This is a genomic window from Nocardia sp. NPDC004068 (assembly GCF_042874315.1).
Lineage (GTDB): Bacteria > Actinomycetota > Actinomycetes > Mycobacteriales > Mycobacteriaceae > Nocardia.
Genome location: NZ_JBIAMW010000013.1, coordinates 68,514 through 93,975 on the forward strand (window position 1 = coordinate 68,514; position 25,462 = coordinate 93,975).

Consider the following 25,462-nt stretch of genomic DNA (forward strand, 5'->3'; position numbering starts at 1 on the left):
TTCGCAATGATAACGATTGAGCCACGAGGGGCCACCGGACACGTCGGACGAGCGCGCCTCAGCCGCCCGAATGCATGACATCGGCGGCCAGCGGGACCGCTCGATCCTCCGGATCGTCGAGCCAACCGTGGGGGAGGCTGACCTTACCGGGCGACCCCTGCCGACCCCGGGGGCCCTCCGCGTCCGCGGGGAAGGGCGCGGCCGGATCCAACTGCCCGATCAGATCCCGCAATTCGCTCAGGGTCGATACCGCGGCGAAGGAGCGGCGCAGTTCGGCGCCGACCGGGAAGCCCATGAGATACCAGGCCATGTGCTTGCGCAGATCGCGCATGCCCTTGTCCTCGCCGTAGTGCTCGGCCAGCAGGGCGGCGTGCCGGTAGAGGATCTCCCCGACCCGGCCCAGATTCGGGCCCGCGGGCACCGGCTCGCCGCGCAGGGCCGCCTGGAGTTCGGCGAACAGCCACGGGCGGCCCAGGCAGCCGCGGCCGACAACGACTCCGTCGCAACCGGTTTCGGCCATCATGCGGACCGCGTCGCGCGCGGCGAAGATATCGCCGTTGCCGAGCACGGGAATCGTGGTGACGGCCTGCTTGAGCCGCGCGATGGCCGACCAGTCCGCCGCGCCGGAGTACCGCTGCGCCGCCGTGCGGGCGTGCAGGGCCACCGCGGCCGCGCCCTCGGATTCGGCGATGCGGCCCGCGTCGAGATAGGTGATGTGCTCGTCGTCGATGCCGATCCGGAACTTCACGGTGATCGGCACGCCCGCGGGTTCGGCCGCGCTCACCATCGCGCGCACGATCGCCTCGAACAGCCGCCGCTTGTAGGGCAGCGCGGCGCCGCCGCCGAGGCGGGTCACCTTGGGCACCGGGCAGCCCAGATTCAGATCGATGTGATCGGCCCAGCCCTCGCCGACGATCACCCGCACGGCCTCGCCGATGGTCTTCGGATCGACCCCGTACAGCTGCATCGAGCGCGGCGACTCGTCCGGCCCGAACGACATCATGTGCAGCGTCTTCTCGTTCCGCTCGACCACCGCGCGGGCGGTGATCATCTCGCACACGTAGATCGAGGACGCGCTGCCGAACTCCCGGCACAGCGTGCGGAAGGCGACATTGGTGATCCCCGCCATCGGGGCGAGAACGACCGGCGGATCGACCCGATAGGGGCCGATCCGCAGGTCGTTTCCGGTCTCGAGCGCGACGGTCATGAACTCCAGTCTCCCATTGCCGCGGGAGTGCCCGGAATCACGCCGGTCCGACTCAGCCCGCGGTGGATCCGGCGAACTCGCGCTCCCGCTTGGCGGCCTCGCGGGCCAGCATGCGGTCGCGCTGCTCCTCGAACTTCACGACGTCCTTGCTCAGCTTCTCGAGGAACAGGGCCAGCCGCTCCCGGGTCGCCTCGCCGCGCGCGGTGAAGTCGTCGCGCTCGAAGATGCGCCACTTCTTCAGCACCGGCATGACGACCTCTTCGTGGTGCTGACGCAGGTCGTAGATGCCGTGCTTGGCCATCAGCACGCCGTTGCGCCGGAAGTTCGGCATACCCGCGCCGGGCATCTGGAAGTTCTCCAGGATCAGGGTGATCGCGTCGAGCGCCTGATCGGGAGCCAGGTCCAGGGCCGCGCCGCACATGTTGCGGTAGAAGATCATGTGCAGGTTCTCGTCGGCCGCCACGCGCTGCAGCATCCGGTCGGCGATGGGGTCCTCGCAGACCTTGCCGGTGTTGCGGTGGCTCACGCGGGTGGCCAGCTCCTGGAAGGTCACGTAGGCGACCGAGTGCAGGAAGCCGGCGTCGGCCTCGGCCGGGGAGGCGAAGCCGTTGGTCATGTGGATCATCCGGGCCTGCTCGAGGGCGACCGGATCCACGCCGCGGGTCACCACAAGGTAGTCGCGCATGACGATGCCGTGCCGGTTCTCCTCGGCGGTCCAGCGACCGACCCAGGTGCCCCAGGCGCCGTCCTGAGAGAAGTTCTCGGCGATCTCGCGGTGGTACGAGGGCAGGTTGTCCTCGGTGAGCAGGTTGGTGATCATGGCCGCCTTGGCGACCTCGTTCAGCCTGGACTGGGACGGGTCCCAGTCGATCCCACCGAGGGCCGCGAAGTTGCGGCCGTCGTCCCACGGCACGTAGTCGTGCGGATGCCATTCCTTGGCCATGGAGAGGTGGCGGTTGACGTTCTGTTCGGCAACCGGCTCCAACTCCGTCAGCAGTTCGAGTTGAGTCAGATCCCTTGCCATATAAGTGCGCCCTTCGCTGTTGTCGTGCGATCTTGCTCGTCGACCCCCTGTGACCGTTCGGTCGCGGCCTCATACCTTACGGCACCGTAAGTGTGATGCGAAACGCATCCGAGCGACCGGACGGTATCCGTGACGGAACTCATACGGCCTCCTCGGCGGCGATTCCGATCGATACCGAGTGTAGGCGCGAGATCCGCACCGCGGTTGTATCGCTCATCACCGCTGTACGTTAGCCTGCCTGTGAAAAACCGCCTCTGCCAAGGGCAAACGGGTAGTTCACAGCGTTTCGAGACCATCCGCTGTGACCGGTCACCCCGCCCGGCCGGCCACGCGGCGGCACTGCCCGGGGGTTGCGGCAAGATCGGAAGCCGGGCCCGCCACGCGGCGACACGCCGCGGCGGTTCGCGGAACGTGCTGGGTGGCAACAAGATTGCCCAAATTTCGCTGTCCCCGGGAACAGGGGTCTGTCCCGCGGTGTCCCGCGACCGTCGTCCGCGCGCGTCGCGTCCGATGTGGGGTATACGGGGGCTGTGTTGTAGTCTGACCCAGCCGAGCCCCTATAGCTCAGTTGGTAGAGCAGCTGACTTTTAATCAGTGGGTCCCAGGTTCGAGCCCTGGTGGGGGCACCCGCTCGCGCGGAACGCCGTGTGCGCCGCGCCGATCCGTGAACCCCTACCGGTGGCGCTCTCCATATATCTGCCGGACAATCGATCAATTTCCGCGCGGTAATGGCCGCCGCGACACTTCCCCGGCGAGTCGACACGCGGCAACCGCGCGCCGGGCGATACACGAAGGCCGCTTCCGACGATAGGGCTTCGGAACACCCGGTGGAACCTCGCCGCGGCGAGCGGCCGCAGATTCTCCGGGGCTCCAATTTGTTTCGTGGCTTTAACTGTAAATATCATTCAAAGACGATGCGTGGCAACGCAATTGGTAGCGGAGGATGACAGTGTCGCAGGAGCGGTCCCGGAGGCGGTGGGGAACGGGATGGTCGAGGGTGGTCCGGGGCGGGTGGACCGCCGCCGGATCGGGCGGGGATGAACGGCGCTGGGGCGCGCGGGAATTCGCGAAAGGCGCCAATCGCCCACGCGGTTGCGAGCTATTTGCCATAAGGGATGAAACGCAATCCAGCGAACTGACTTGCCGGTACGCCCTACGGCGCGCGGTGAATCGAGGTACGGTGACCGCTCGGTGAATTCCGACGGAACCGAGTGTGCGTCGGTGGGGCGGGATTCGGCCGATGATTGATGTGCCCGAACGTGTCGCGACCGGTCTGGCCGCTCGCGATGCCCTGGAGACCGTGTCGCAGGAGGCAGATCCGAGACGAAGAAAACGCCCGGGTGCGCACCCCCTGCAGCGCACCCGGGCGTCGAGAACTATACCACTTGGTGTGCTTCAGGTTTCTCGTCATTTTTCGTACCAAAAGTTTGAAAACCGGGCGGTAGCCCGAGTGGAAGTAATTGAAAATCTCATAACTTCGCGCCGACGACCGTTCCTGCCAGGGGGTCTGCGGCGGCAAGTAGCTTCGGAGGCGTTTCGAGCATGGCACGGCAGCAAGAGCGGGCCCGCCGGACACGTGCGGCGATCATCAGGTCCGCCGCCGTTGAATTCGGGAAGAGCGGCTACGCCGCGGCATCGCTGAACCGCATACTGGAGGGGTCGCGCGCCACCAAGGGCGCGATGTACTTCCACTTCGACTCCAAGGAGGACCTGGCGCGGGCGGTGCTGGAGGCCGCCGTCGAGCGCTACCGGGCGACCACCGAAAGATGGCTCACCCGAACCGATCTCGGCCCGCTCGACGCGCTGCGCGGGCTGGTCGACGAGGTCGCGTTGCGGCTGGAGAACGACATCATCATCCAGGCCGAGTTCCGCCTCATCATCGAGCCGGAGTTCTACCGCGACGTCCAGGCCGGCGGCGGGCGCATCCTCGGGCGGGCCGCGCGGCAGCTGGCCGTGCGGGCCATCGAGCAGAAGCAACTGCGCCCGGACGCCGATCCGGACCGGTTCACCCGCACCCTCACCGCGGCGCTCGCGGGTCAGCGCTACATCGTGGACCTGCTCGGCCCCGGCGTGGATCTGCGCACCCGGTTCACCGAGGCGCTCGAGGTCATCATCGAGTCCATGGCCACCCCCGAGTGGCTCGACGAGTTCCGCCGCACCGGCTGGCGGGCCGGCGCCCGGATGGAGGACCTCAGCGTGTAGGCCACCCCATTCGGTCCATTGACCAGCCGATTTGGGTTTCCCGCGGCGGCTGTCATAAGCTATGCGGGCTCCCAACGGAAGTCGTTGAGAAACGAACCGGAGACATCCGGCGGGCCCCCTTCGTCTAGCGGCCTAGGACGCCGCCCTTTCAAGGCGGTAGCGCGGGTTCGAATCCCGTAGGGGGTACGGTGGCGACACCGTGGAGCAGAGCAAGGCCCTGTGGCGCAGTTGGTTAGCGCGCCGCCCTGTCACGGCGGAGGTCGCGGGTTCGAGTCCCGTCAGGGTCGCACGGTATGCTAGGCATTCGGTTCGGGTGCCCCGGCCAGGTAGCTCAGTTGGTACGAGCGTCCGCCTGAAAAGCGGAAGGTCGCCGGTTCGATCCCGGCCTTGGCCACCCTCTCAGGCCCTCCCTTGCTCAGGGGGGCCTTCGCTTTTTTCGAGGGTGATATGTGGGGGGCTCGCCCCCCACGCCCCCAGACCAGGGGGGGTGCCCCCCTGGACCCCCCTTTCTGGGGCTGGTATTTCGGGGGTGTCTGGGTTATAGGGGTGTTGCGGGGGCGTTGGCGATGGTTCTGTTTGGGGCGGGGTGGGTTTGGGTGGGGGGTTGTGCAAAAAGCCAAAGACGTGTCATCTTGTTTGGGGGAATGGGTTCTTTCAGGCGGGGATTTTCGGGATCTTGAAAGTTGTTTGCACTCAGTTGTTTTGGTGGGTTTGTGTTTTGGTGGGGGTTCATCGATTTGATAGTTGATGGCAATCGATGCAATAGGTATTGGTGATCTTTTGTGTGGGGGTGGTGACAAGATCTTTCGGGGGTGGTTGGGTGGGGGGTATGGGTGACTCTTCTGGGAGTTGGTACTACTGCTTGAAGCATCATCGGGCCGAGCAGGGGAAGCGGTGTTGGTTCGCGGATCGGATGGGGCCCTATCCGGATCGGGCTACCGCTGAGCGGGCGTTGGACATCGTGCGGGAGCGGAATGCTCGGGAGGATGCTCGAGACGAGTCCTGAGGTCGGGGGCGGGGCCGGGCCAGCTCAGAGTTCCCATAAGTGCGTCCGCTACGGTCTGTGCTGGCAGGATAGAGCGCTGTATCGAGCGGGAGGGCGACTTGTGAAGGTGACCGTGGTGGTGCCGACCTACAACGAGCGGGAGAACCTGCCGGTGGCGGTGGGGCGGTTGACCGCGCTACCGGTCGCCGACCTGCATGTACTCGTTGTGGACGACAACTCGCCGGACGGGACGGGGGAGGTGGCCGACAAGCTGGCCGTCGAACTGCCCGACGCGGTGGGGGTGCTGCACCGGGTCGAGAAGGACGGGCTGGGGCGGGCCTATGTCGCGGGGATCACGCGGGCGCTCGACGAGGGGGCCGACGTCGTCATCCAGATGGACGCCGATCTGTCCCATCCGGCCGAGGTCATCCCGGCCATGCTCGACAAGCTCGAGACCTCCGGGGCGGGGGTGGTCCTCGGATCCCGGTATGTCCCGGGCGGATCCACGGCCGCGGAATGGAAGTGGTACCGCAAGGCGCTGTCGGCGTGGGCCAACTTCTACGTCAACGCCATCCTGCGGCTCGGCGTCAAGGACGCGACGGCCGGATTCAAGGCGTGGAAGGCCGAGACGCTGCGCGCGATCGACGTCGCCTCGATCCAGAGCAACGGCTACTCCTTCCAGGTCGAGATGAACTACCGGACCATCAAGAAGGGCTACACCATCGCCGAGGTGCCGATCCGGTTCGAGGAGCGCACCGCGGGCGCGTCCAAGATGAGCCTGCGGGTCCAGCTGGAGTCCGCCCTCATGCCGTGGCAGCTGCTGTTCGGGCGGCGGCTCTAACGCGCGGTCAGCGCCGCGTCGGGGGCGGGCCAATCCAGCAGGGTGTCCACGAACAACCCGCGCACCCGCTCGACCTCCGCGTCCATCGCCCGCGGATCCCAGCCGCTCACATCGATCGGCGGTAGCACCGCCACGTCGACGACGCCCTTGCGCACCACCGCCGAATTGCGCCAGGCGATCTCGCCCGCGTTGCGGATCACGATCGGCACCACCGGCACCCCGGCCTGGATCGCGATGTGGAACGCGCCCTTCTTGAACGGGCCCACGCGTGGCGTGAACGAGCGCGTCCCCTCCGGCGCCACCACGATCGACAACCCGCCGCGCAGCGTGTCCACCACCGGCGCCAGCGCCGCGCGCGTGCCCGCCGAATCCGACCGATCGATGAACGTCGCGCCCGTGAACCGCAGCAGCGGGCCGAACACCGGATTGGCGGTGATCTCCCGCTTCGCGATCGCGGTGAAACCCCCGCCGAGCACCTCGCTCAACACCACCATGTCGAACTGACTTTGATGGTTGAACACGAACACCGCGGGCCGCGGCGCGAGCGCGTGCTCGCGGCCGGTCACCCGGACCCGAATCCCGGTGGCGCGCAACGTCGCATCGGCCGCCACCTCGATCATCGAATCCGCCATCGCCCGCTGATCGCGCGTGCCCGCCTTCGCCGCCACGCCGACCGCCGCGCCGCCCAGCAGACTCGCGAAACCGAGCGCGGTCCGGGCCAGATCGAGCGCGCCGGGATCGGACCGCGGCCGGAAGGTCAGCACCGGCCAGGAGCGTTCGGTGGCCTCGATCGCGGTCCGCGGATCCGGATTCACCGCCGTGGGATGCCCGACCAGTTCCAGCAGCGGCAGATCCGGGGCGGCGTCGGCGTAGGCGTGACTCGCGGCGAGCTCGAGGTCGTGGTCGCGGGCGAAGCGGCGCACCGCCTCCGCTTTGCCGCTGCGCCACAACGGTTTTCCGTCCACGTAGCCGGTGAGCACCCCGTCCTGCGCGGCCATCGGCGTGTACAGCACATGCTCGATCCCCAGCTCCGCGGCGGCGGGCAGCACCTGGAACCGGGTCAGGCAGGTGGCCAGCACCAGCGTGTGTCCGGCCGCCTCGTGCGCGCGGATCAGCCGCCACGCCTCCGGGTACAGGTGGCCGTACAGCGTGCGCTGGAACAGCTTCTCGCCGAGTTCGGTCAGCTCGGCCTCCGAGTGCCCGGCCCAGGCGTGCATGGTGCGCTGGAGGAAGCGTTCGTACTCGCCCTCGGCCCGCGCGCCGCGCACGCTGGTGAGCAGGCTGTCCGCCAACGGGTTTCGGCGCAACCAGCGGCCCGGCCCGGACGGTGGGGTGAAACCGTGCACGACCGTCCCGCCGAAATCGAAGATCGCCCCCACCCGCGGCCCCTGGGGACCCGAGCGGATCGCCTCGATCGCGGCGTCGACGCTCCACTCACCGCCCGCGCTCATCACAGCTCCACTCGATTGGACGGATCCAGCGTGGCGGCCCGCGAGATCCGCTGGCCGAGGGTGCGCAGTTCGTCGGCGAAGGCCCGCCGCCGCGCGGTCAGGTCGTCGCCGTCGGGGTGCAGCAGGCCGTGGTTGTCGGCGAGTTTCAGTGCGGTGGCGAACAATTCCGACGACACCGACTCCGGGCTGTGCAACCGCTGCTGCAACAGCATCTGCCGCCCCACGGCCAGACAGTCCTCGATGAATCGCTTCCGATCCACCGGCGTCGTGGGATCGTGGGCGGCCAGCCGCTCGGCCACGACCAGCTGCGCGTCGAAGAACGACCGCAGCACGCGATGGGCCATGATGAATCCGGTGTCGGCCAGTTTGGCCAGGATGTCGGAGCCGACCGTGCCGCCGTCCGCGGTGCGCCGGTGCCAATCCGGGTCCACCAGCAGCATTTCCGCCGAGAGCTGCTCGCCGAACTCCGCCCGCTCCGGGAAGAAGAACTCGAACTTGAGCAGATCCCGCAGCCGGTAGGCGGTGTCCCAGCCGACGCGCAGCTGATCGCCCTCCTGCGCCTCGACCGAGGTGAGCACGGCCAGTTCCAGGATCGCCCGGTTCACGAACCAGTGCACCGCGCTGTTGCGGTAGAACGCCGCCTCGAGGTGCGCGCCCGCCTCGATCGAGTAGACCGGTTCCAGTCCACCGCGATACACGGTCACGACCTTCGCCACCGACAGCTGGTCGAGCACCACCGCCAGGCCCTGATCGTCGCGCAGCGTGGCCAGTTCGCCCCCGGGCAGACCACGCCGCTCGATGTAGCCGAGCACGGGCAGCACCACCGCGCGCACCTCGCCGAGAGTCAGCGCGCGCTCGTGCACCCCCAGCAGGGCCAGGGTGACCAGCGCGTTGACCGTGATCGGGGTGACCCGGTTGATGCCGACGGCCACCTCGAACGCCAACCGCTGCACGGCCTTGCGCTCCTGCTCGCGGACCTCCTCCGGAAGTGGTTGCGCCGGACCGTGATCGGGCCGCAGCGGATCGCCGTGCGCGGCCAGCCGCTGCCGCGCCGAGAGCGGCTCGCCGAACCGCACGTACACGTGGCCCGCCGAATGCTGTTGATTGCGGATGTAGCGGGCCAGCCAGGTCAGCCCCTCGGCCTTCTTCACGCCCCCGGCCTGTTCGGTGGCGATCGCGCCGAGTTCGTTGAGCCGCTCGTAGGTGATCGACACCGGCACCAGCAGCACGTCGTCGACCCGTCGGGCGCGGATCGCGGCGGCCAGATAGTTCAGCAGGCCGTAGCGGGGCGGGCGCAGTTTGCCGGTGCGGGTGCGGCCGCCCTCGAAGTACCATTCCATATTGAACCGCTTGGCCAGCAGATACGCGAAGTACTCCTCGACGACCGCCTTGTACACCTCGTCGTCGCCGAAACTGCGGCGGATGAACACGGTTCCGGTGCGCCGCGCGATCGGGCCCATCGGCCAGAAGCTCAGATTCGCCCCGCCGATCACGTGATTGGGCGGAAAGTCGGTGCGCGCCAGCACATCCCCGAGCACGAACGCGTCCACATAGGAGCGGTGCGAGGGCAGGAACACCAGCGGATGACGCCGATTGAGGCGACGCAATCCGGCCAGCCCCGACGGTTCGAAGTCCACCTTCCACGCCGAGGCGTGCACCGGGCGCATGGCCTGGGTGAACAGGTCCGACACCAATCTGCTCTGCGCGGCGACCAATTCGCGCAGCGCCTTCTCCGCGCGGCGGTACACCTCGCCCGGTTCGCAGCCGATGTGCGCGGCGATGCCGTCGAGGCGGCGCAGGAACTCGGGGGAGTCGAGGATCTCCTCGGCCACCAGCCGGGGCACCTTGTAGCGGTCGCCGATGACCGACCGCTCGGCGCGTTCGAGCGCGACGATGCCCGCGCGAACGACGGCCCGCGCGAACGGTTCCGCGCTCGACGCCACCGTGGCGTTGTTGGCGCGCAACTCGCTGAGCCGGGCGGGCTGACCGGTGAGGACCAGATGCCGATCGGGCGACTTGGCGACCAGGCGGCGTTGCAGGATCCGATGCGGTTTGCGCGGATCGCCGAAGGTGACCAGATCGGCGAAGGTGGTGCGGCGCACGCCGTCTCGCTCGGGCGGCAGCCACACCACCCGCACGGGCACGACCAGCGGATCGTCGCGCCGCCCGACCAGGCGCTGGGCCACCGCGGCGGCGTCCAGATCGAGCTGCACGACCGGTATGTCCAGGCCGTACTCGGCGGCGATGCCGCCCTCGGCGAGCCAGCCCCCGATCAGCTCGCGCTCCACCGCGGACGCGGCGTCCACCAGTGCGACGGCCGCGCGCGGCGTCGAATTCGAGGTGGTCGCCGTCGGGACCTCGGCGCGGTGATCGATCATGGGACCTCCATCAGGTGGCGCTTCCCCATTGAAGCGCGCCTCCGGGTCCTTCCGACGCGAATTTCCTCCGATTGGTCCCGCTGTGCGCTCCGGCACACCGCCGGAGAACTGAGGTAATGCTAGCCTTACCCCTCGAAGTTAGGTGAGCATAACCTTGGAGGAAGCGTGTCGACCACGGACGAGCGAGTGCGATGCGGGTATGGGGACGGTCCGGGGGCGGCATTCACACAGGCGGGCGGAATCGACCCGGTGGCAGCGGTTTCCGCGCTCGCGGCCGCGGACCGGTTCGGCGAGTACGTCATGTACGAGCGGCCGGGGGAGTGGGTGTTCGCCGCGGATCCGCTCGGCGGCGTCGAACTCGACGCCCACGAACTGCGCGTCGAGTGGGCGGGCCGGGTCACCGCCGAACCGTGGCAGGGCAGCCCGGCGGCCGTGATCGATCGAGCGCTGGCCGGACTGGACGCCACGGACCGGCACGCCTACGGCTGGATCGGCTTCGAGTTCTGCGCCTGGGCGCTGGGCGCCACCGCTCACCTCGACCCGCGAACTCCGTTGGCGCACTTGATGATTCCGCGCATAGAGGTTCGCATCGGCGCGACCGGGATCCGAATCGACGGGGCGACCGCGGCCGAGGCCGAGGAGATCCACGCGCTGATCGCCGCCGCGCAGGCGACCGCGTTGCCGGTCGCACGGGCCGCCGACATCACCCTCGACCCCACCGCCTACCGCGACCGGGTGGCCGGTGCCGTGGCCGAGATCCGGGACGGGCGCTATCAGAAGGTGATCCTCTCGCGGAAGGTCGATCTGCCGTTCGTGGTCGACGTGCCCGCGACGTATCGGCTGGGCCGCGCCCACAACACGCCCGCGCGCTCGTTCCTGCTGCGCCTGGGCGGGCTCGAGGCCGCGGGCTTCAGCCCCGAACTGGTGGTCGCGGTCGACGACGGCCGGGTGGTGACCACCGAACCCCTCGCGGGCACCCGGGCGTTCGGCCGGGGCGCCGACGCCGACCGGGCGGCGCGCGCCGAACTCGTCGGCGACCCCAAGGAGATCGTCGAACACGCGATCTCCGTGCGGACCTCATTCGCCGAGATCGCCGCGGTCGCCGAGCCGGGCAGCACGGCCGTGTCGGACTTCATGGCGGTGCGGGAGCGCGGCAGCGTCCAGCACCTGGCCTCCACCGTGCGCGGGCGGCTCGCCACCGACCGCAGCGCGTGGGACGCGCTGGCGACGCTGTTCCCCTCGGTGACCGCCTCGGGCATCCCCAAGGCCGCGGGCGTGGACGCCGTGTTCCGCCTGGACCACGATCCGCGCGGGCTGTATTCCGGTGCGGTGCTGACGGTTTCGCCGTCCGGCGCGCTGGAGGCCACGCTCGTCTTGCGCGCCGTCTACCAGACCACCGAGGGGGCGTGGCTGCGCGCGGGCGCGGGCATCGTCGGGCAGTCCCGCCCGGACCGCGAATTCGAGGAGACCTGCGAAAAGCTGTCCAGCATCGCGCCCTACGTCGTGGAGGCGTGACCCCGCAACGCCTTCTTATCGATCTTGCCCACGGCCGTGACCGGCAGCCGATCCACGGTGCGCAGGGTGTCGGGAAGTTTGTAGGCCGCCAGCCCCCGCCCGGTGAGGAAGGACTTCACCTCGGCCAGGGTCGGCGGCTCCCCGGAGACCACCAGGACCGCGCAGACCCGCTCGCCGAGCGCGGGATCAGGCAGCCCCACCGCCGCGGCGTGCCGCACCGCCGGATGCGCGAGCAGATGTTCCTCGAGCTCGTCACAGGAGACGTTCTCGCCGCCGCGGTTGATGACGTCCTTGATCCGGCCCGACACCACCAGATGACCGGACGGCAAGCGCCGCACCAGATCTCCGCTGCGGTAGTAGCCGTCCGGGGTGAAGGCGCGCGCGTTGTGTTCGGGCGCGCGGTAGTACCCGCGGATGGTGTAGGGCCCGCGGGTGAGCAACTCGCCCTCCGCGCCCGGCGGCACGTCGTTTCCGTCGGCGTCGACCACGCGGATCTCGTCGGCGGGGGAGAGCGGGCGGCCCTGGGTGCCGCACACCAGATCCGCGGCGTCGTCGAGCCGGGTGTAGTTGAGCAGGCCCTCGGCCATGCCGAACACCTGCTGCAACCGGGTGCGCAGCGCGGGTTCCACGGCGCGGGCGTTCACCTCGGCCAGCTTCGCGCCGCCGACCTGGAGCAGCCGCAGGCTGGACAGATCGGCCTCCTCCCATTCGGTTGCGGCGCTCCACAATTGGGCCAGCGGCGGCACCACGGCGGTCACCGTCACCCCGAACCGTTCGATGGCCGCGAAGGCGTTCTCCGGGCTGGGATCGTCGATCAGCGCGATCGAGCCGCCGACCCCGATCGTGCCGAGGACGCCGGGGCACGACAGCGGGAAGTTGTGCGCGGCGGGCAGGGCCGCCAGATACACGTCCGCGCAGTCCAATTCGCACACCTCGGCGCTGGCGCGGGCGTTGTAGGCGTAGTCGTCGTGGGTGCGCGCGATCAACTTGGGCAGCCCGGTCGTGCCGCCGGACACCAGCATGAGCGCGATGTCGGCGGGATCGATCTGCGGCAACGCGTCGCCGTCGCAAGCGATGCCGCGCACGTCCACGTACGGCCCCGGCTCGCCCAGCACGAACACCCGGCGCACCGAGGCCACCCGCTCGACCAGCGACCCCGCCAGCTCGCGATAGTCGAAGCCGCCCGCCCGATCCGCGATGAGATAGCCCGCCGCGCCGGACAATTCGGCCAGATGCTCGATCTCGGCCCGGCGGTGCGCGGGCAGCGCGAGCACCGGAATCGCCCCCGCGCGCAGCAGCCCGAACAGCAGCGGCACGAATTCGGCCACATTGGGCAGCTGGACCAGGACCCGGTCGCCGGGCGCGATGCCCTCGGCGCGGAAGCCGTGCGCGTAGCGGTCGGCCTCGGCGTCGAGTTCGGCGTAGGTCCGCACGCGGTCCTCGGCGTGCACGGCCGGACGCTCCGGCCAGGTGCGCGCGGCCGTGCGCAGCAGTTCGCCCAGCGACTGTCCGGCCCAGTAGCCCGCCGCGCGATAACGCTCCGCGAATTCGGCCGGGAACGGGACGAATCCGTCGCGATGATCCGATGCGGTCTCAGATGTCGAAGTCACGGTCAGCCTCACGGTCGCGCACGAGTTATCAGGGTCACCTAATGTAGGTTAGGCAACCCTATCTCATTGCGTTACGCTGTGGCCGATCGGCCAGCGAAGGAGTACAGCGGACATGGAGCCACGACAGCGCGACGGCATCGACCGGGACGAGATCCGCGCGGCGATCGCCGCGCAACTCGGTATCGACGCGGCCGATATCGCCGGGGACGAGGACCTCATCCAGCTCGGCCTGGACTCGATCCGCACCATGAAACTCGCGGGCGGCTGGCGCAAACGCGGCCTCGACGTGAACTTCGCCCAGCTGGCCGCCGCGCCGTCGGTGGACGCCTGGTACGAACTGCTCGGCGGAACCCCCACGCCCGCAACCGAATCCGAGCCGCCCGCCGAACCCGTGGACGCGGCGGCCGACGAGCCGTTCCCGCTGGCCACCATGCAGCACGCCTACTGGGTCGGCCGCTCCGACGAACAGGAACTCGGCGGGGTGGCGGCCCACCTGTACGTCGAATTCGACGGCGGCGCGGTCGATCCCGCGCGGCTCGAGCGCGCCGTCGCCGAGCTGGTCGAGCTGCATCCCATGCTGCGCACCCGGGTGCTGCCCGACGGCACCCAACAGACCCTGTCCCGGCCGGGGCGGCCGGTGTTCGCGGTGGTGGATCTGCGCGGCCGGACCCCCGACGCGGTCGAGGCCGAACTGGAACGCCTGCGCGACACCAAGACCCATCAGCGGCTGTCGCTCGAGGAGGGGCAGGTTCTCGACATCACCCTCACCCTGCTCGACGGCGACCGCAGCCGCCTGCACCTGGACGTCGACATGCTGGCGGGTGACGCGATGAGCTACCGCGTGCTGACCGCCGACCTCGCCGAGCTGTACCGCGGCGGCCGGATCGCGCCCCCGGACTACAGCTATCGCCGCTACCGCACCGAGCACACGGTGGATCCCCAAGCGCGCGAACGGGATCGGAGCTGGTGGCGGGAGCGGCTGCCGGAACTGCCCGGGGCGCCGGAACTTCCGACGGTGCCGGTCGCCCGCCGCGCCGAACCGCACCGCACGGTGCGCTTCGACCACTGGCTCGCCCCGGAGGCGAAACAGCGGCTGCTCGCGGCGGCGCACCGGCGCGGCGTCACCCCCGCGATGGCCCTGGCCGCGGTGTTCGCCGAGACGATCGGCGGCTGGTCGGCGCGGCCGCGCTTCCTGCTGAACGTGCCGTTGTTCCACCGCGAGCCGGTGCATCCCGACATCGACCGCGTCATCGGCGATTTCACCTCCTCGATCATGGTGGAGGTCGACGTCAGCGACGATGTCACCGTCACCGAGCGGGCGCGGGCGCTCCAGCGCACGATGCACGACAGCGGCGCGCACGCGAATTACGCGGGGCTCGAGGTGCTGCGGGATCTGAGCCGGTATCGCGGCGAGCCGGTGCTGGCCCCCGTCGTCTACACCAGCGCCCTGAATCTGGGGGAGCTGTTCGCCGACCGGGTGACCGAGACCTTCGGCGACCCGGTGTGGATCATCTCCCAGGGCCCGCAGGTCCTGCTCGACGCGCAGGTCACCGAGGTGCGAGGCGGTCTGCTCCTGAACTGGGACGTGCGCCGGGACGCTTTCCCCGACGGCATGGTCGAGGCCATGTTCGATCGCTACACCGCCGCGATCGGGCGGCTCGCCGACGAGGCGGGCTGGGACGCCGAGGCCGCGGTGCGGTTGCCGATCGACCAGGCCGCGGTGCGGGCGCGGGTCAACGCGACCGACGGTCCGGTCAGCGGGCGCCGCCTGCACGAGGGCTTCTTCGCCCACGCCGCCGCCGCGCCCGACGACATCGCGGTGGTGTGGGGGCTCGGCGACGACGACGGCTCGTGGAGCTACGGCGAATTGTCCGAGCGCGCACTGGCTCTCGCGGGCGCGCTGCGCGATCGGGGTGTCGAGCCGGGGGACGCGGTGGCGGTGCAGCTGCCCAAGGGGCGCGATCAGATCGCGGCCGTGCTGGGCGTGCTGGCGGCCGGGGCGGCGTATGTGCCGATCGGTTTCGACCAGCCGGTGGCTCGGCGTGCCGAGATCCTGCGGACGGCGGGGGTCGCGGCCGCGGTGAGCGTCGCGGGGGCCGACATGGGTGATCCGGCGCTGCCCTGTCTGGCCGTCGACGAGGCGTGCGCGCATCCGACTCCGTTGGCGCGCCCCGTGTTTCCCGATCCGGCGGAGATCGCCTACGTCATCTTCACCTCCGGGTCGACCGGGACGCCCAAGGGGGTGGACGTGCCGCACAGCGGCGCGATGAACACCATCGACGCGGTCAACGACCGGTTCGGCGTCGGCGGCTCGGATCGGGTGCTGGCGTTGTCGGCGCTGGAGTTCGACGCCTCGGTGTACGACGTCTTCGGCATGTTCGCCGTCGGCGGATCGATCGTCGCGGTGGACGCCCGGCAGCGCGCGGAGGCCACCACCTGGGTGGAACTGCTGGTGCGGCACCGGGTCTCGATCCTCAACTGCGTGCCGAGCATGCTCGACATGATCCTCGAGATCGGCGGCGACCGGCTCGGCGACTCGCTGCGAGCGGTCACCCTCGGCGGCGACTGGGTCGGGGCGGATCTGGCGCGGCGGCTGGCCCGGCAGGTCCCCGGCTGCCGGTTCTCCGGGCTGGGCGGGGCCACCGAGACCTCGATCCACCACACCATCTGCGAGATCGCGGAGCCGCCGGAGGACTGGACCGCGATCCCGTTCGGGGTGCCGCTGCGCAATGTGCGCTGCCGGATCGTCTCGCCCGCCGGGCGCGACTGCCCCGACTGGGTGCCCGGCGAACTGTGGGTCGGCGGGGCCAATGTGGCCGCCGGGTACCGCGGCGATCCGGAGCGGACCGCGCGGCGCTTCGTCGACCACGACGGGCTGCGCTGGTACCGCACGGGGGATATGGCCCGCTACCGCCCCGACGGGATCATCGAATTCCTCGGCCGCGCCGACGATCAGGTGCAGATCCGCGGCTATCGGGTCGAACTCGGCGAGGTGGAACAGGCCCTGCGCCGCGCGCCCGGCGTGCGGCACGCGGTGGCGGCGGTGCTCGACGGCGGCGCGCCCAAACTCGTCGCGGCCGTGTCCGGGGCGATGACCTCCACCGCCGACGTGCTCGCGCGCGCGGCGGAACTGTTGCCCGCCTACATGATTCCCACCCGGGTGGAGATTCTCGATCCGATGCCGTTGACGCCCAACGGGAAACTGGATCGGCGCGAGGTGCTGGCCCGGCTGCGCGCGAATGCCGCCGAGGCGCAGGACAATTCGCCGCGGGGTCCGCTCGAGACCGCGCTGGTGGATATCGTCGCCGGGGTGCTGGGCGCCGAGCGGGTCGGCGTCCACGACGACTTCTTCGCCCTGGGCGGCGACTCGGTGCTGGCCACCACGGTGATCGCGCGGGTGCGGGAATGGCTCGACGCCCCGCACGCCGTGGTCTCGGATCTGTTCGCCACCCGCACCGTCGCCGGGCTGGCCGAGCGCCTCGCCGCCCGCGAGAGCGATCCGGCGCGGCTGACCACGGTCGCCGAGCTGTATCTGGAGGTGGCCGCCATGAGCGACGAGGAGATCCTCGCGCAGACGTAAACTCGGGGACGTGAGCGGTTGGGACACATCCGATATCCCCGATCAGAGCGGGCGCACGTTCATCGTCACCGGCGCCAACAGCGGTCTCGGGGCGGCCACCACGCGGGCACTGGTCGCCGCGGGCGGCCGGGTGATCATGGCGTGCCGCGACGAGGTGAAGGCCCGCGCGGTCGCCGACACCCTCGGCGCGGGCGCGGTGGTGCGGCGGCTGGACCTCGCCGATCTGGGTTCGGTGCGGGAGTTCGCCGAATCCGTCGAACCGGTCGACGTGCTGATCAACAATGCCGGGGTGATGGCGGTGCCGCTGCGCCGCACCGCCGACGGCTTCGAAATGCAGTTCGGCACAAACCATCTCGGCCACTTCGCGCTGACGGGCCTGCTGCTGGACAAGGTTCGCGAGCGGGTCGTCACGGTCGCCAGCGGGGCGCACCACTACGGCAAGCTCGACCTGTCCGATCTGAACTGGGAGCATCGCCGCTACAACCGCTGGGCCGCCTACGCCCAGGCCAAACTCGCCAATCTGATCTGCGCCTACGAATTGCAGCGCCGGTTGACCGCGGCGGGCTCGCCCAAGCTCTCGGTGGCCTCCCACCCCGGCTACGCCGCGACCGAATTGCAGTCGCACACCGAGTCGTTCCTCGACACGATCATGGCCCTGGGCAACCGCATCCTCGGCCAGACCCCCGAAATGGGCGCCCTCGGAACCCTTTACGCCGCCACCGTCCCCGACGTCGACCCCGGCGGCTACTACGGCCCCACCGGCTGGCGCGGCCTGCGCGGCCACCCGGTCCGCTGCGGCTCCTCCGCCGCCTCCCGCGACGAGGTCACCGCCCGCCGCCTCTGGGACCAGTGCGAACAACTGACCAAGGTCACCTACCACTTCGACCGCCGATGACGGCCCCGGATCCGCTCGAATTGGACCGTCGCCGAGGCGAATTGCGCGATCGGCTCGCCGAGCTGCGGGCCGCGCTGCGCGAACTCGCCGACGACTACCGGGCCCTGCCGGAATCGGGCGTGCTGCTGGACACTCCCGGCGTCGGCGCGCTGACCACGCCCGGTTACTGCATCGCCGGGACGCTGGAGATCTTCGACGAGGCCGCGCTCGAACTCGACGCCGCCGACGACGCGCTCGACCGGGCCGGGCGGTACAGCGGGCGGCTGCGCCCGGTTCCGCTCGTGTGATCCGGCTCACGGTCACTCGCTGTCACACCGCCGTGGGGTGCGGCGTCTTCTCGGTGTAGGCAGCCGCGTACGCGGCGCGTTCGAGTGAGGAGTCCGGTCATGGAAGCACGGTTCGACATGTTCGCCAACGAGGTCGCGGGCAAGTTCGTCAAGCGGATCGGCAACGCGGGTCAGGTCATCGATCAGAGCTCGCTGCCCAAGGCGACGCAGGAGCTGGTGAAGATTCGCGCCAGCCAGATCAACGGGTGTGGGTTCTGCACCGATATGCACACCAAGGACGCGACGGCCGCGGGCGAAACGCCGGTGCGGCTCAACCTGATCGCCGCCTGGCGCGAGGCCACGGTCTTCACCGAGGCCGAACGCGCCGCGCTGGCCCTCGCCGAGGAGGGCACCCGCCTCGCCGACGCCCACCACGGCGTCAGCGACGAGACCTGGGAGCAGGTGCGCAAGCACTACGACGACGAGCAGATCGGCGCGCTGATCTCCCTGGTCGCGATCATCAACGCCTACAACCGTTTGAACGTCATCGCCCGCATCCCCGCGGGTTCCTACCAGCCCGGCATGTTCGGGTAGAGCTGTGGGAATGGTCACCCGGGGGCGGCTCGCCCGGCCGCCCTCGCTCGACCGCCTGGTACAGTCCCTGTCGTGCAGCGCGCGTATTTCTGGTTTACCGAGCCGGCCCCGGGTGGGCCGGTCGGCGAATCGCGCTGACTTCTTCCACCCCGAGCCGGACGACACAGACCGGCTCGACGGGAATTCGGTTCCGTGGGTCGGACTGGGAAAAGGACACCCACGATGACAACCGCCGCAGCCGACAGCGCGGTCCAACCCGCGGATCTCGACGATCAGCGCACGCTGAGCATCTCCCCGCTGCTCTCGCCCGCCGACGTCCGCCGCGCCCATCCGATCGATGACGCGCTCGCCGACACGGTGCGCGCGGGCCGCAAGGCCACCGTCGACGTGCTCGACGGCACCGACGATCGGCTGATGGTGATCGTCGGGCCGTGCTCGGTGCACGACCCCGACGCCGCGATCGACTACGCCCGCCGCCTCGCCGCCAAGGCCGCCGAGGTGTCGGATCGGCTGCACGTGGTGATGCGGGTCTACTTCGAGAAGCCGCGCACCACCCTGGGCTGGAAGGGGCTGATCAACGATCCGCACCTGGACGGCTCCTTCGACGTGAACACCGGGCTGCGGCTGGGCCGCCGACTGCTGGTCGAGATCACCGCGCTCGGCCTGCCCGTCGCCTGCGAGTTCCTGGATCCCATTACGCCGCAATACATCTCGGACCTGGTCTCGTACGGCGCGATCGGCGCCCGGACCGCGGCCAGCCAGGTGCACCGGCAGCTGTCGAGCGCGCTGTCGATGCCCGTCGGCATCAAGAACGGCACCGACGGCGATGTGCAGGTGGCCGTCGACGGCGTGCGCGCGGCCGCGGCCAGCCACGTCTTCCCCGGTACCGATCTCGACGGCCGCGCGGCGCTGATCCGCACCGCGGGCAATCCGGACTGCCACGTCATCCTGCGCGGCGGCAGCACCGGCACCAACTACGACGCCCACTCCGTCGCCGAGACCCGCATCCGGCTGGAGAAGGCGGCGCTGCCGCAGCGCGTGGTGGTCGACGCCAGCCACGGCAACAGCAACAAGGACCACAACCGGCAGGTCGACGTCGTCACCGATATCGCCGAACGGCTGGCCGCGGGCGAACCCGGCGTGGTCGGGGTGATGATGGAGAGCTTCCTCGTCGCCGGACGCCAGGACCTCACCCTCGGCCGCGCCGCCGATTTGACCTACGGGCAGTCCATCACCGACGCCTGCCTGGACTGGGACACCACGGCCGCCCAGCTGGACCGGCTCGCCGACGCGGTGGCCCGGCGTCGTCAGTGAGCGGCGTGCAGGCGGCGGACGGCCTCGTCGAGGGTCTCGTCCCGTTTGCAGAACGCGAAGCGCACCAAGCGATTCCAGCCGGCCTTGTCGTCGGCGAACACGCTGATCGGCACGGCCACCACGCCGAGACGTGCCGGTAGTTCGCGGCAGAAGGTCAGATCGTCGGCGTCGGTGAGCGCGGAGATGTCGGCGGTGACGTAATACGTTCCGTCGCTGCGTTTCACGTCGAAGCCCGCGTCGGTGAGCGCCTCGGACAGCCGGATCCGCTTGTCGGACAGGCTGTCCCGCAGCTCGCTCACCCAGTGCTGCTCGTGCTCGAGGGCGTAGGCCACCGCGGGCTGGAACGGGCCGCCGCCGACGAAGGTGAGGAACTGTTTGGCGGTGAGGATCGCGTCGAGCAGTGGGGCCGGGGCGCACGCCCAGCCGATCTTCCAGCCGGTGACGCTGAATGTCTTGGCGGCGCTGGAGATCACCACCGTGCGCTCGAACATGCCGGGCAGCGTGGCGATGCTGATGTGCTCGGGACCGAAGGTGAGGTGCTCGTACACCTCGTCGGCGACGACGATCAGATCGTGTTCGATCGCCACCTCCGCGATGGCGGTCAGATCGCCGCGCCCGAGCACCGTGCCGGTCGGGTTGTGCGGCGAATTCAGCAGGATCATCCGGGTTTTCGGCCCGACGACCGCGCGCAGGCTGTCCAGATCCAGGGCGAAGCCGTCGCCGTCGGGCACCAGCCGCGCGGTGCGCCGCACGGCTCCCGCCAGCGCCACCGCCGCGTCGTAGGAGTCGTAGTACGGCTCGACCAACACGACCTCCGCGCCGGGCTCGACGAGTCCGAGGATGCTCGCGGCGAGGGCCTCGGTCGCGCCCACGGTGACCAGCACCTCGCGGTCCGGGTCGTAGTTCAGCCCCGAGCGCCGGGCGCGGTCGGCCGCGATCGCGGCGCGCAGGCCCGGCACGCCGCGGCCGGGCGGGTACTGGTTGAAGCCGTCCGCGATGGCCCGCCGCGCCACCGCCAGCATCTCGGCCGGGCCGTCGGTGTCCGGGAAGCCCTGGCCCAGATTGACCGCGCCGTGGCGCACGGCCAGTTCGGTCATCTCGGCGAAGATCGTCGAGGCGAACGGGCGGAGACGGGCGACGGTGGCGTTGGGCTGCATGGTGTCAAACGTAACCGGTAACCTCCGGTTCACTGCGGTTGCGACGCGATAGCGAAAGTCTATGTTTCACTTTATGTTCGGCGCCCTGAACTGGGCGGTTGTGTGGTTTCCCGGTGGCGGCTAGCCTGCCGGTGTTTCAACTCACACACCCCTCGCGGTGGTGTTCGAAAGGGGCGAGGAATGGCCTCCTACATCGACCTTCTCCTGCATCCGATGCTCGGTCTCGTGCACGACTTCCTGCGTGACATCGTCAGCAGCGGCTGGGGCTGGGGTTCCGCCACGCCGGATTGGGGGCTGGGCTCCTCCACCGGGAACTGGGGGACGGGTTCGTCGACGGGCGACTTCTTCACCGGTTCGACGACGCCCTGACCGGTCAGGTCTGGGCCGGGCGGAGCGGAACCCGAAGTCCGCGACGGAGTTTCGCCGGATCCGACAGTTCCCGCACGGTCCGGACCCGACCCTCGTCCACGGTGAAGGCGAGCACGCGCGGCAGCCAGCCGGGAACGCCGTCGCGCGGCGCGCGTTCGTGCAGCAACAGCCCGAGGCGGCCGTTGACGCGAACCGGGTCGAATTCGACATTTCCGCGTTCGGAGATGTCGAGGCGGTAGCGGCGCAGGAGTTCCACGGCGCGATCGGCGATATTGCGCGCTCCCGCAACGGAATTCAGCGGATTGTCGCCGCCCGGTTCGGCCACGACGGTCGCCTCCGCGTGCAACGCGTCGGCCAGGGCGTCCGGATCGGCGGCCGCCAGCGCGGCCAGCAGTCGCCGCACGGCCGCGTCGTGCTCGCCCTCGCTCACCACTACGGGCATGGGCGGCAACGCCTTCCGCGCCGCGTCGGCCGTCTCCCGCGCCTCCTCGACGGAGACCTCGAGAATATCGGCGACCTCCTCGACCGGCACCCCGAATTCGTCCCGCAGGACCAACGCCACCCGCTGCCCCGCCGTGAGCACCTCCAGCGCCGCCAACGCCTCGATCCCGAATTCCGCTCTGCGCGCGAGCCTTTCGAGCTCATCCACCGCCCCCGACAGCACCGGCGCCGTCACCACGAACTCCGGCATCCTCCCACCCGCTCGCACCCCCAACCGCATCAGACAGATTTTCCCCACAACCCCCACCAACCACCCCCGCAAATCCTCGATCTCGTACTGCGGCGTCGAGACCAACCGCAACCAAGCCTCCTCGAGCACCTCCTCGGCCTCCCGCAAACTCCCGGTCAGCCGATACCCCTCCCCGAACAACCGCCCGCGCTGGGCTTCGAACAGACCGACGAGCAACGCGGAGACCATTGCGACGATTCTACGGGGGCCCGCGGACGCGCCTCACCGCAGCTCACGGCCGGGCTGTCGGACCCATCGGGGACAATAGGGGGCGGACTCGAGGAGGTGCTCATGACGGATGGTCCGTTGATCGTGCAGAGCGACAAGACGTTGTTGCTCGAGGTCGAGCATGAGCGGGCGGATGCGGCTCGGCAGGCGATCGCGCCGTTCGCGGAGCTGGAGCGGGCGCCGGAGCATGTGCACACGTATCGGGTGACGCCGTTGGCGTTGTGGAACGCGCGGGCGGCGGGGCACGACGCCGAGCAGGTGGTGGACGCGCTGGTGGCGTATTCGCGGTACGCGGTGCCGCAGCCGTTGCTGGTGGACATCGTGGACACGATGGCTCGGTACGGGCGGTTGCAGTTGGTGAAGCATCCGGCGCACGGGCTGGTGTTGGTGAGTCTGGATCGGGCCGTGCTGGAGGAGGTGTTGCGGCACAAGAAGATTCAGCCCATGTTGGGGGCGCGGATCGACGAGGACACGGTGGCCGTGCATCCGTCCGAGCGCGGGCGGATCAAGCAGATGCTGCTGAAGATCGGGTGGCCCGCCGAGGATCTCGCGGGGTACGTCGACGGCGAGGCGCATCCCATCGCGCTCGACTTCGGCACCCACGCCTGGCATCTGCGCGACTATCAGGAGATGGCGGCCGACTCGTTCTGGGCGGGCGGTTCCGGCGTGGTGGTGCTGCCCTGCGGCGCGGGCAAGACGATGGTCGGCGCGGCGGCCATGGCCAAGGCGCAGGCGACCACGCTCATCCTGGTCACCAACACCGTCGCGGGGCGGCAGTGGCGGCGCGAGCTGCTGGCGCGGACCTCGCTCACCGAGGACGAGATCGGCGAGTACTCCGGCGAGCGCAAGGAGGTCCGCCCGGTCACCATCGCCACCTACCAGGTGATCACCCGCAAGACCAAGGGCGAGTACAAGCATCTGGAACTGTTCGACAGCCGCGACTGGGGCCTGGTCATCTACGACGAGGTGCACCTGCTGCCCGCTCCCGTCTTCCGCATGACCGCCGACCTCCAGTCCCGCCGCCGCCTCGGCCTCACCGCCACCCTGGTCCGCGAGGACGGCCGCGAGGGCGACGTGTTCTCCCTCATCGGCCCCAAGCGCTACGACGCCCCGTGGAAGGACATCGAGGCGCAGGGCTGGATCGCCCCGGCCGACTGCGTCGAGGTGCGCGTCACCCTCACCGACGCCGAACGCATGAGCTACGCCACCGCCGAACCCGACGAGCGCTACAAGCTCTGCTCCACCGCACGCACCAAACTCCCCGTGGTCGAGTCGATCCTGAAGCGCCACAAGGATTCCCAGTGCCTGGTCATCGGCGCCTACCTGGACCAGCTCGACGAACTCGGCGAGCACCTGAACGCCCCCGTCATCCAGGGCTCCACCCGCACCAAGGAGCGCGAGGCGCTGTTCGAGTCGTTCCGGCAGGGCGAGATCCCGGTCCTGGTGGTGAGCAAGGTCGCCAATTTCTCGATCGATCTGCCGGAAGCCTCGGTCGCCGTCCAGGTTTCGGGTACGTTCGGTTCGCGCCAGGAGGAGGCGCAACGGCTGGGACGGCTGCTGCGGCCCAAACACGACGGCGGACAGGCGCATTTCTACTCGGTCGTCGCCCGGGACACGCTCGACGCCGAGTACGCGGCGCACCGGCAGCGTTTCCTGGCCGAGCAGGGGTATGCCTACCGCATCACCGACGCGGACGACCTGCTGGGACCCGCGATCGGCTAGATGGAGGAATTACCTCCGCAAACGTGTTAGGAATGAGGACGTGCGACGCTTCGAATTCGCGGTGGATCGCGAGCATGCCAGGGCGGTGAACGAAGTCGTCGCCAATCTGCGCCGGCTGCGCCTGCTCGCCCTCGCGGCGGCCATCGTGCTCGGCCTGGGCACGGCCGGGCTGATCTGGTTGAACCATCCCTATTCCTTCCTGCTCGCGATCGCCTTCGCGCTGGGCACGCTGATCGCGGTGTTCGTCGCGGTCTGGACGCCCTACCGGTCCCGGGTCGACAAGCTCTACGCCGAGGGCGATCTCGTGCCCGCGGTGGTGTCGGGCCCGCACGCCAAGGGCGTCACGCTGCTGGCGCTGGTGAATCTGGCCAAGCCCGAGGCGGATCCGCGGTACGCGCTGATCACCCGCGTGGTGCGCGCGCTGCCCGGACACCGCGTCGAACCCGGCGAGCAGGTGCCCGCGGTGACCGTGCGCGCCGATCGGGTGCCCCGCTCGGTCGCCGATCTGCGCCAGGTCGTCAGCGCGATGCCGATCGCCTGGGGGACCCGCGACGGCGCGGTGATCGAGCGCGCCCGCGCCGCCATCGGCGAGGCCGAGTGGAAACTGTTGGCCGACAACCTGTCCCTGGCCTCGAAGGTGCAGGGCGTGGACACCAAGCGGCTGCTGCTCGATCCGCACCAGCTGCCCGAGGAATTGCGCGGCTGAAACCCCTTGCGCCGGTTCGTAGAATCGAACAATGGTATCCGCCGACCATCTGATCGCGTTCGCGATCGCCGCCGCCATCCTCATCGTGATCCCCGGCCCGGGCGTGCTGTTCACCATCGGCCGCGCGCTGAGCCAGGGGCGGCGCGCCGCGCTGGTCTCGGTGCTCGGTCACGCCCTGGGCATCCTGATCACGCTGATCCTGGTCGCCGCCGGACTCGGCATGATCCTCGCGGCCTCCGCGCTCGCGCTCACGATCATCAAGTTCGTCGGCGCGCTGTACCTGATCCACCTCGGGATCCAGGCGATCCGTGAGCGGCGGTCGCTGCGCGACGCGCTGGCCACCCGTGCCGAGGCGACTCCCGTGCGGCGGATCTTCCGGCAGGGCGTCATCGTCGGGCTGACCAACCCCAAGGGGATCATCTTCTTCTCGGCCGTGTTGCCGCAGTTCGTCGATCGCGATCGCGGCGCGGTGCCGCTGCAACTGTTGATCCTCGGGCTGGTCTTCCTGGCCATCGCGCTGGTGTCCGACAGCGCGTGGGGTCTGGCGGCGGGCAGCGCCCGCGACTGGTTCGCGCGCTCGCCGCGGCGGCTGGAGGCGGTCGGCGGCGCGGGTGGGCTGATGATCATCGGCCTGGGCGCGAGCGTGGCGGTGTCCGGCACCGGGGACTGACGGCGGGGTGCCCCGGTC

General features: G+C 69.8%; 19 protein-coding genes and 4 tRNA genes. 16 read left to right on the forward strand and 7 right to left on the reverse strand.

Annotation, left to right across the window (positions count from 1 at the left end; all coding sequences use genetic code 11):
- Positions 1 to 58 precede the first annotated feature (58 nt).
- Positions 59 to 1,207: a tRNA dihydrouridine synthase DusB gene (gene dusB / locus ACFYTQ_RS28690; protein ID WP_387367724.1), complete on the reverse strand. Its 1,149-nt coding sequence runs from the start codon at positions 1,205 to 1,207 to the stop codon at positions 59 to 61.
- A 52-nt stretch (positions 1,208 to 1,259) separates the two neighbouring features.
- Positions 1,260 to 2,231, reverse strand: a complete 972-nt coding sequence (locus tag ACFYTQ_RS28695) for an acyl-ACP desaturase (RefSeq protein WP_387367726.1) — start codon at positions 2,229 to 2,231, stop codon at positions 1,260 to 1,262.
- A gap of 553 nt (positions 2,232 to 2,784) precedes the next feature.
- Here ACFYTQ_RS28695 and ACFYTQ_RS28700 point away from each other — a divergent pair.
- From ACFYTQ_RS28700 to ACFYTQ_RS28725, 6 genes are all read left to right on the forward strand, one after another.
- Positions 2,785 to 2,857, forward strand: a tRNA-Lys gene (locus ACFYTQ_RS28700).
- A gap of 916 nt (positions 2,858 to 3,773) precedes the next feature.
- The gene (locus ACFYTQ_RS28705) at positions 3,774 to 4,433 is read left to right on the forward strand and encodes a TetR family transcriptional regulator (protein ID WP_387367729.1); all 660 of its coding nucleotides are present in this window, start codon (positions 3,774 to 3,776) and stop codon (positions 4,431 to 4,433) included.
- 113 nt (positions 4,434 to 4,546) lie between these two features.
- Positions 4,547 to 4,619: transfer RNA gene (locus tag ACFYTQ_RS28710), tRNA-Glu, on the forward strand.
- Between the two features lie 27 nt (positions 4,620 to 4,646).
- Positions 4,647 to 4,720, forward strand: a tRNA-Asp gene (locus tag ACFYTQ_RS28715).
- A gap of 33 nt (positions 4,721 to 4,753) precedes the next feature.
- Positions 4,754 to 4,827 (forward strand) — tRNA-Phe (locus ACFYTQ_RS28720).
- A gap of 730 nt (positions 4,828 to 5,557) precedes the next feature.
- Positions 5,558 to 6,259: a polyprenol monophosphomannose synthase gene (locus tag ACFYTQ_RS28725; RefSeq protein ID WP_387368041.1), complete on the forward strand. Its 702-nt coding sequence runs from the start codon at positions 5,558 to 5,560 to the stop codon at positions 6,257 to 6,259.
- On the opposite strand, the gene ACFYTQ_RS28730 is transcribed toward ACFYTQ_RS28725, so the two are convergent.
- Entirely contained in the window at positions 6,256 to 7,710 is a 1,455-nt protein-coding gene (locus tag ACFYTQ_RS28730) for an HAD-IB family hydrolase (protein ID WP_387367732.1), read from the reverse strand. The genes ACFYTQ_RS28725 and ACFYTQ_RS28730 overlap by 4 nt on opposite strands.
- Positions 7,710 to 10,088, reverse strand: a complete 2,379-nt coding sequence (locus tag ACFYTQ_RS28735) for a glycerol-3-phosphate 1-O-acyltransferase (RefSeq protein WP_387367735.1) — start codon at positions 10,086 to 10,088, stop codon at positions 7,710 to 7,712. Before ACFYTQ_RS28735 ends, ACFYTQ_RS28730 begins: the two co-directional genes overlap by 1 nt.
- A gap of 165 nt (positions 10,089 to 10,253) precedes the next feature.
- Here ACFYTQ_RS28735 and ACFYTQ_RS28740 point away from each other — a divergent pair, with 165 nt between their 5' ends.
- Complete coding sequence (locus ACFYTQ_RS28740; RefSeq protein ID WP_387367738.1) at positions 10,254 to 11,603, forward strand: salicylate synthase; 1,350 nt, start codon at positions 10,254 to 10,256, stop codon at positions 11,601 to 11,603.
- Here the strand turns inward: ACFYTQ_RS28740 and ACFYTQ_RS28745 are convergent.
- Positions 11,585 to 13,213, reverse strand: a complete 1,629-nt coding sequence (locus tag ACFYTQ_RS28745; RefSeq protein ID WP_387367741.1) for a (2,3-dihydroxybenzoyl)adenylate synthase — start codon at positions 13,211 to 13,213, stop codon at positions 11,585 to 11,587. The genes ACFYTQ_RS28740 and ACFYTQ_RS28745 overlap by 19 nt on opposite strands.
- A gap of 112 nt (positions 13,214 to 13,325) precedes the next feature.
- Here ACFYTQ_RS28745 and ACFYTQ_RS28750 point away from each other — a divergent pair, with 112 nt between their 5' ends.
- The 5 genes from ACFYTQ_RS28750 to ACFYTQ_RS28770 all read left to right on the forward strand — a co-directional run bounded on the left by ACFYTQ_RS28750 (position 13,326) and on the right by ACFYTQ_RS28770 (position 19,862).
- The gene (locus ACFYTQ_RS28750; protein ID WP_387367743.1) at positions 13,326 to 16,793 is read left to right on the forward strand and encodes an amino acid adenylation domain-containing protein; all 3,468 of its coding nucleotides are present in this window, start codon (positions 13,326 to 13,328) and stop codon (positions 16,791 to 16,793) included.
- A 10-nt stretch (positions 16,794 to 16,803) separates the two neighbouring features.
- Positions 16,804 to 17,688 carry an oxidoreductase gene (locus tag ACFYTQ_RS28755; RefSeq protein ID WP_387367746.1) on the forward strand — a complete coding sequence of 295 codons (885 nt, stop codon included), beginning with the start codon at positions 16,804 to 16,806 and terminating at the stop codon, positions 17,686 to 17,688.
- Positions 17,685 to 17,975: a hypothetical protein gene (locus ACFYTQ_RS28760; RefSeq protein ID WP_387367749.1), complete on the forward strand. Its 291-nt coding sequence runs from the start codon at positions 17,685 to 17,687 to the stop codon at positions 17,973 to 17,975. The genes ACFYTQ_RS28755 and ACFYTQ_RS28760 overlap by 4 nt, the downstream gene beginning before the upstream one ends.
- Positions 17,976 to 18,074: 99 nt before the next feature.
- Positions 18,075 to 18,548, forward strand: coding sequence for a carboxymuconolactone decarboxylase family protein (locus tag ACFYTQ_RS28765; RefSeq protein ID WP_387367752.1), 474 nt, complete (start codon positions 18,075 to 18,077; stop codon positions 18,546 to 18,548).
- A 222-nt stretch (positions 18,549 to 18,770) separates the two neighbouring features.
- Positions 18,771 to 19,862: a 3-deoxy-7-phosphoheptulonate synthase gene (locus tag ACFYTQ_RS28770; RefSeq protein ID WP_387367754.1), complete on the forward strand. Its 1,092-nt coding sequence runs from the start codon at positions 18,771 to 18,773 to the stop codon at positions 19,860 to 19,862.
- Here ACFYTQ_RS28770 and ACFYTQ_RS28775 read toward each other — a convergent pair.
- Positions 19,856 to 21,019 carry a pyridoxal phosphate-dependent aminotransferase gene (locus ACFYTQ_RS28775; RefSeq protein ID WP_387367757.1) on the reverse strand — a complete coding sequence of 388 codons (1,164 nt, stop codon included), beginning with the start codon at positions 21,017 to 21,019 and terminating at the stop codon, positions 19,856 to 19,858. The two genes, ACFYTQ_RS28770 and ACFYTQ_RS28775, sit on opposite strands and share 7 nt — an antisense overlap.
- A gap of 180 nt (positions 21,020 to 21,199) precedes the next feature.
- Between ACFYTQ_RS28775 and ACFYTQ_RS28780 the strand changes: the two genes are divergently transcribed.
- Positions 21,200 to 21,388, forward strand: a complete 189-nt coding sequence (locus tag ACFYTQ_RS28780; RefSeq protein ID WP_387367760.1) for a hypothetical protein — start codon at positions 21,200 to 21,202, stop codon at positions 21,386 to 21,388.
- A gap of 4 nt (positions 21,389 to 21,392) precedes the next feature.
- Here ACFYTQ_RS28780 and ACFYTQ_RS28785 read toward each other — a convergent pair whose 3' ends face one another.
- Positions 21,393 to 22,307: a sigma factor-like helix-turn-helix DNA-binding protein gene (locus ACFYTQ_RS28785; protein ID WP_387367763.1), complete on the reverse strand. Its 915-nt coding sequence runs from the start codon at positions 22,305 to 22,307 to the stop codon at positions 21,393 to 21,395.
- A 102-nt stretch (positions 22,308 to 22,409) separates the two neighbouring features.
- Here ACFYTQ_RS28785 and ACFYTQ_RS28790 point away from each other — a divergent pair, with 102 nt between their 5' ends.
- The 3 genes from ACFYTQ_RS28790 to ACFYTQ_RS28800 are packed head-to-tail and all read left to right on the forward strand — an operon-like array spanning position 22,410 to position 25,444.
- The gene (locus tag ACFYTQ_RS28790) at positions 22,410 to 24,068 is read left to right on the forward strand and encodes a DNA repair helicase XPB (protein WP_387367766.1); all 1,659 of its coding nucleotides are present in this window, start codon (positions 22,410 to 22,412) and stop codon (positions 24,066 to 24,068) included.
- A gap of 40 nt (positions 24,069 to 24,108) precedes the next feature.
- Positions 24,109 to 24,774 (forward strand): DUF3239 domain-containing protein, encoded by a 666-nt coding sequence (locus ACFYTQ_RS28795; protein ID WP_387367769.1) that lies wholly within the window; start codon positions 24,109 to 24,111, stop codon positions 24,772 to 24,774.
- Between the two features lie 31 nt (positions 24,775 to 24,805).
- The gene (locus ACFYTQ_RS28800) at positions 24,806 to 25,444 is read left to right on the forward strand and encodes a LysE family translocator (RefSeq protein WP_387367772.1); all 639 of its coding nucleotides are present in this window, start codon (positions 24,806 to 24,808) and stop codon (positions 25,442 to 25,444) included.
- The last annotated feature ends 18 nt before the right edge of the window (positions 25,445 to 25,462 follow it).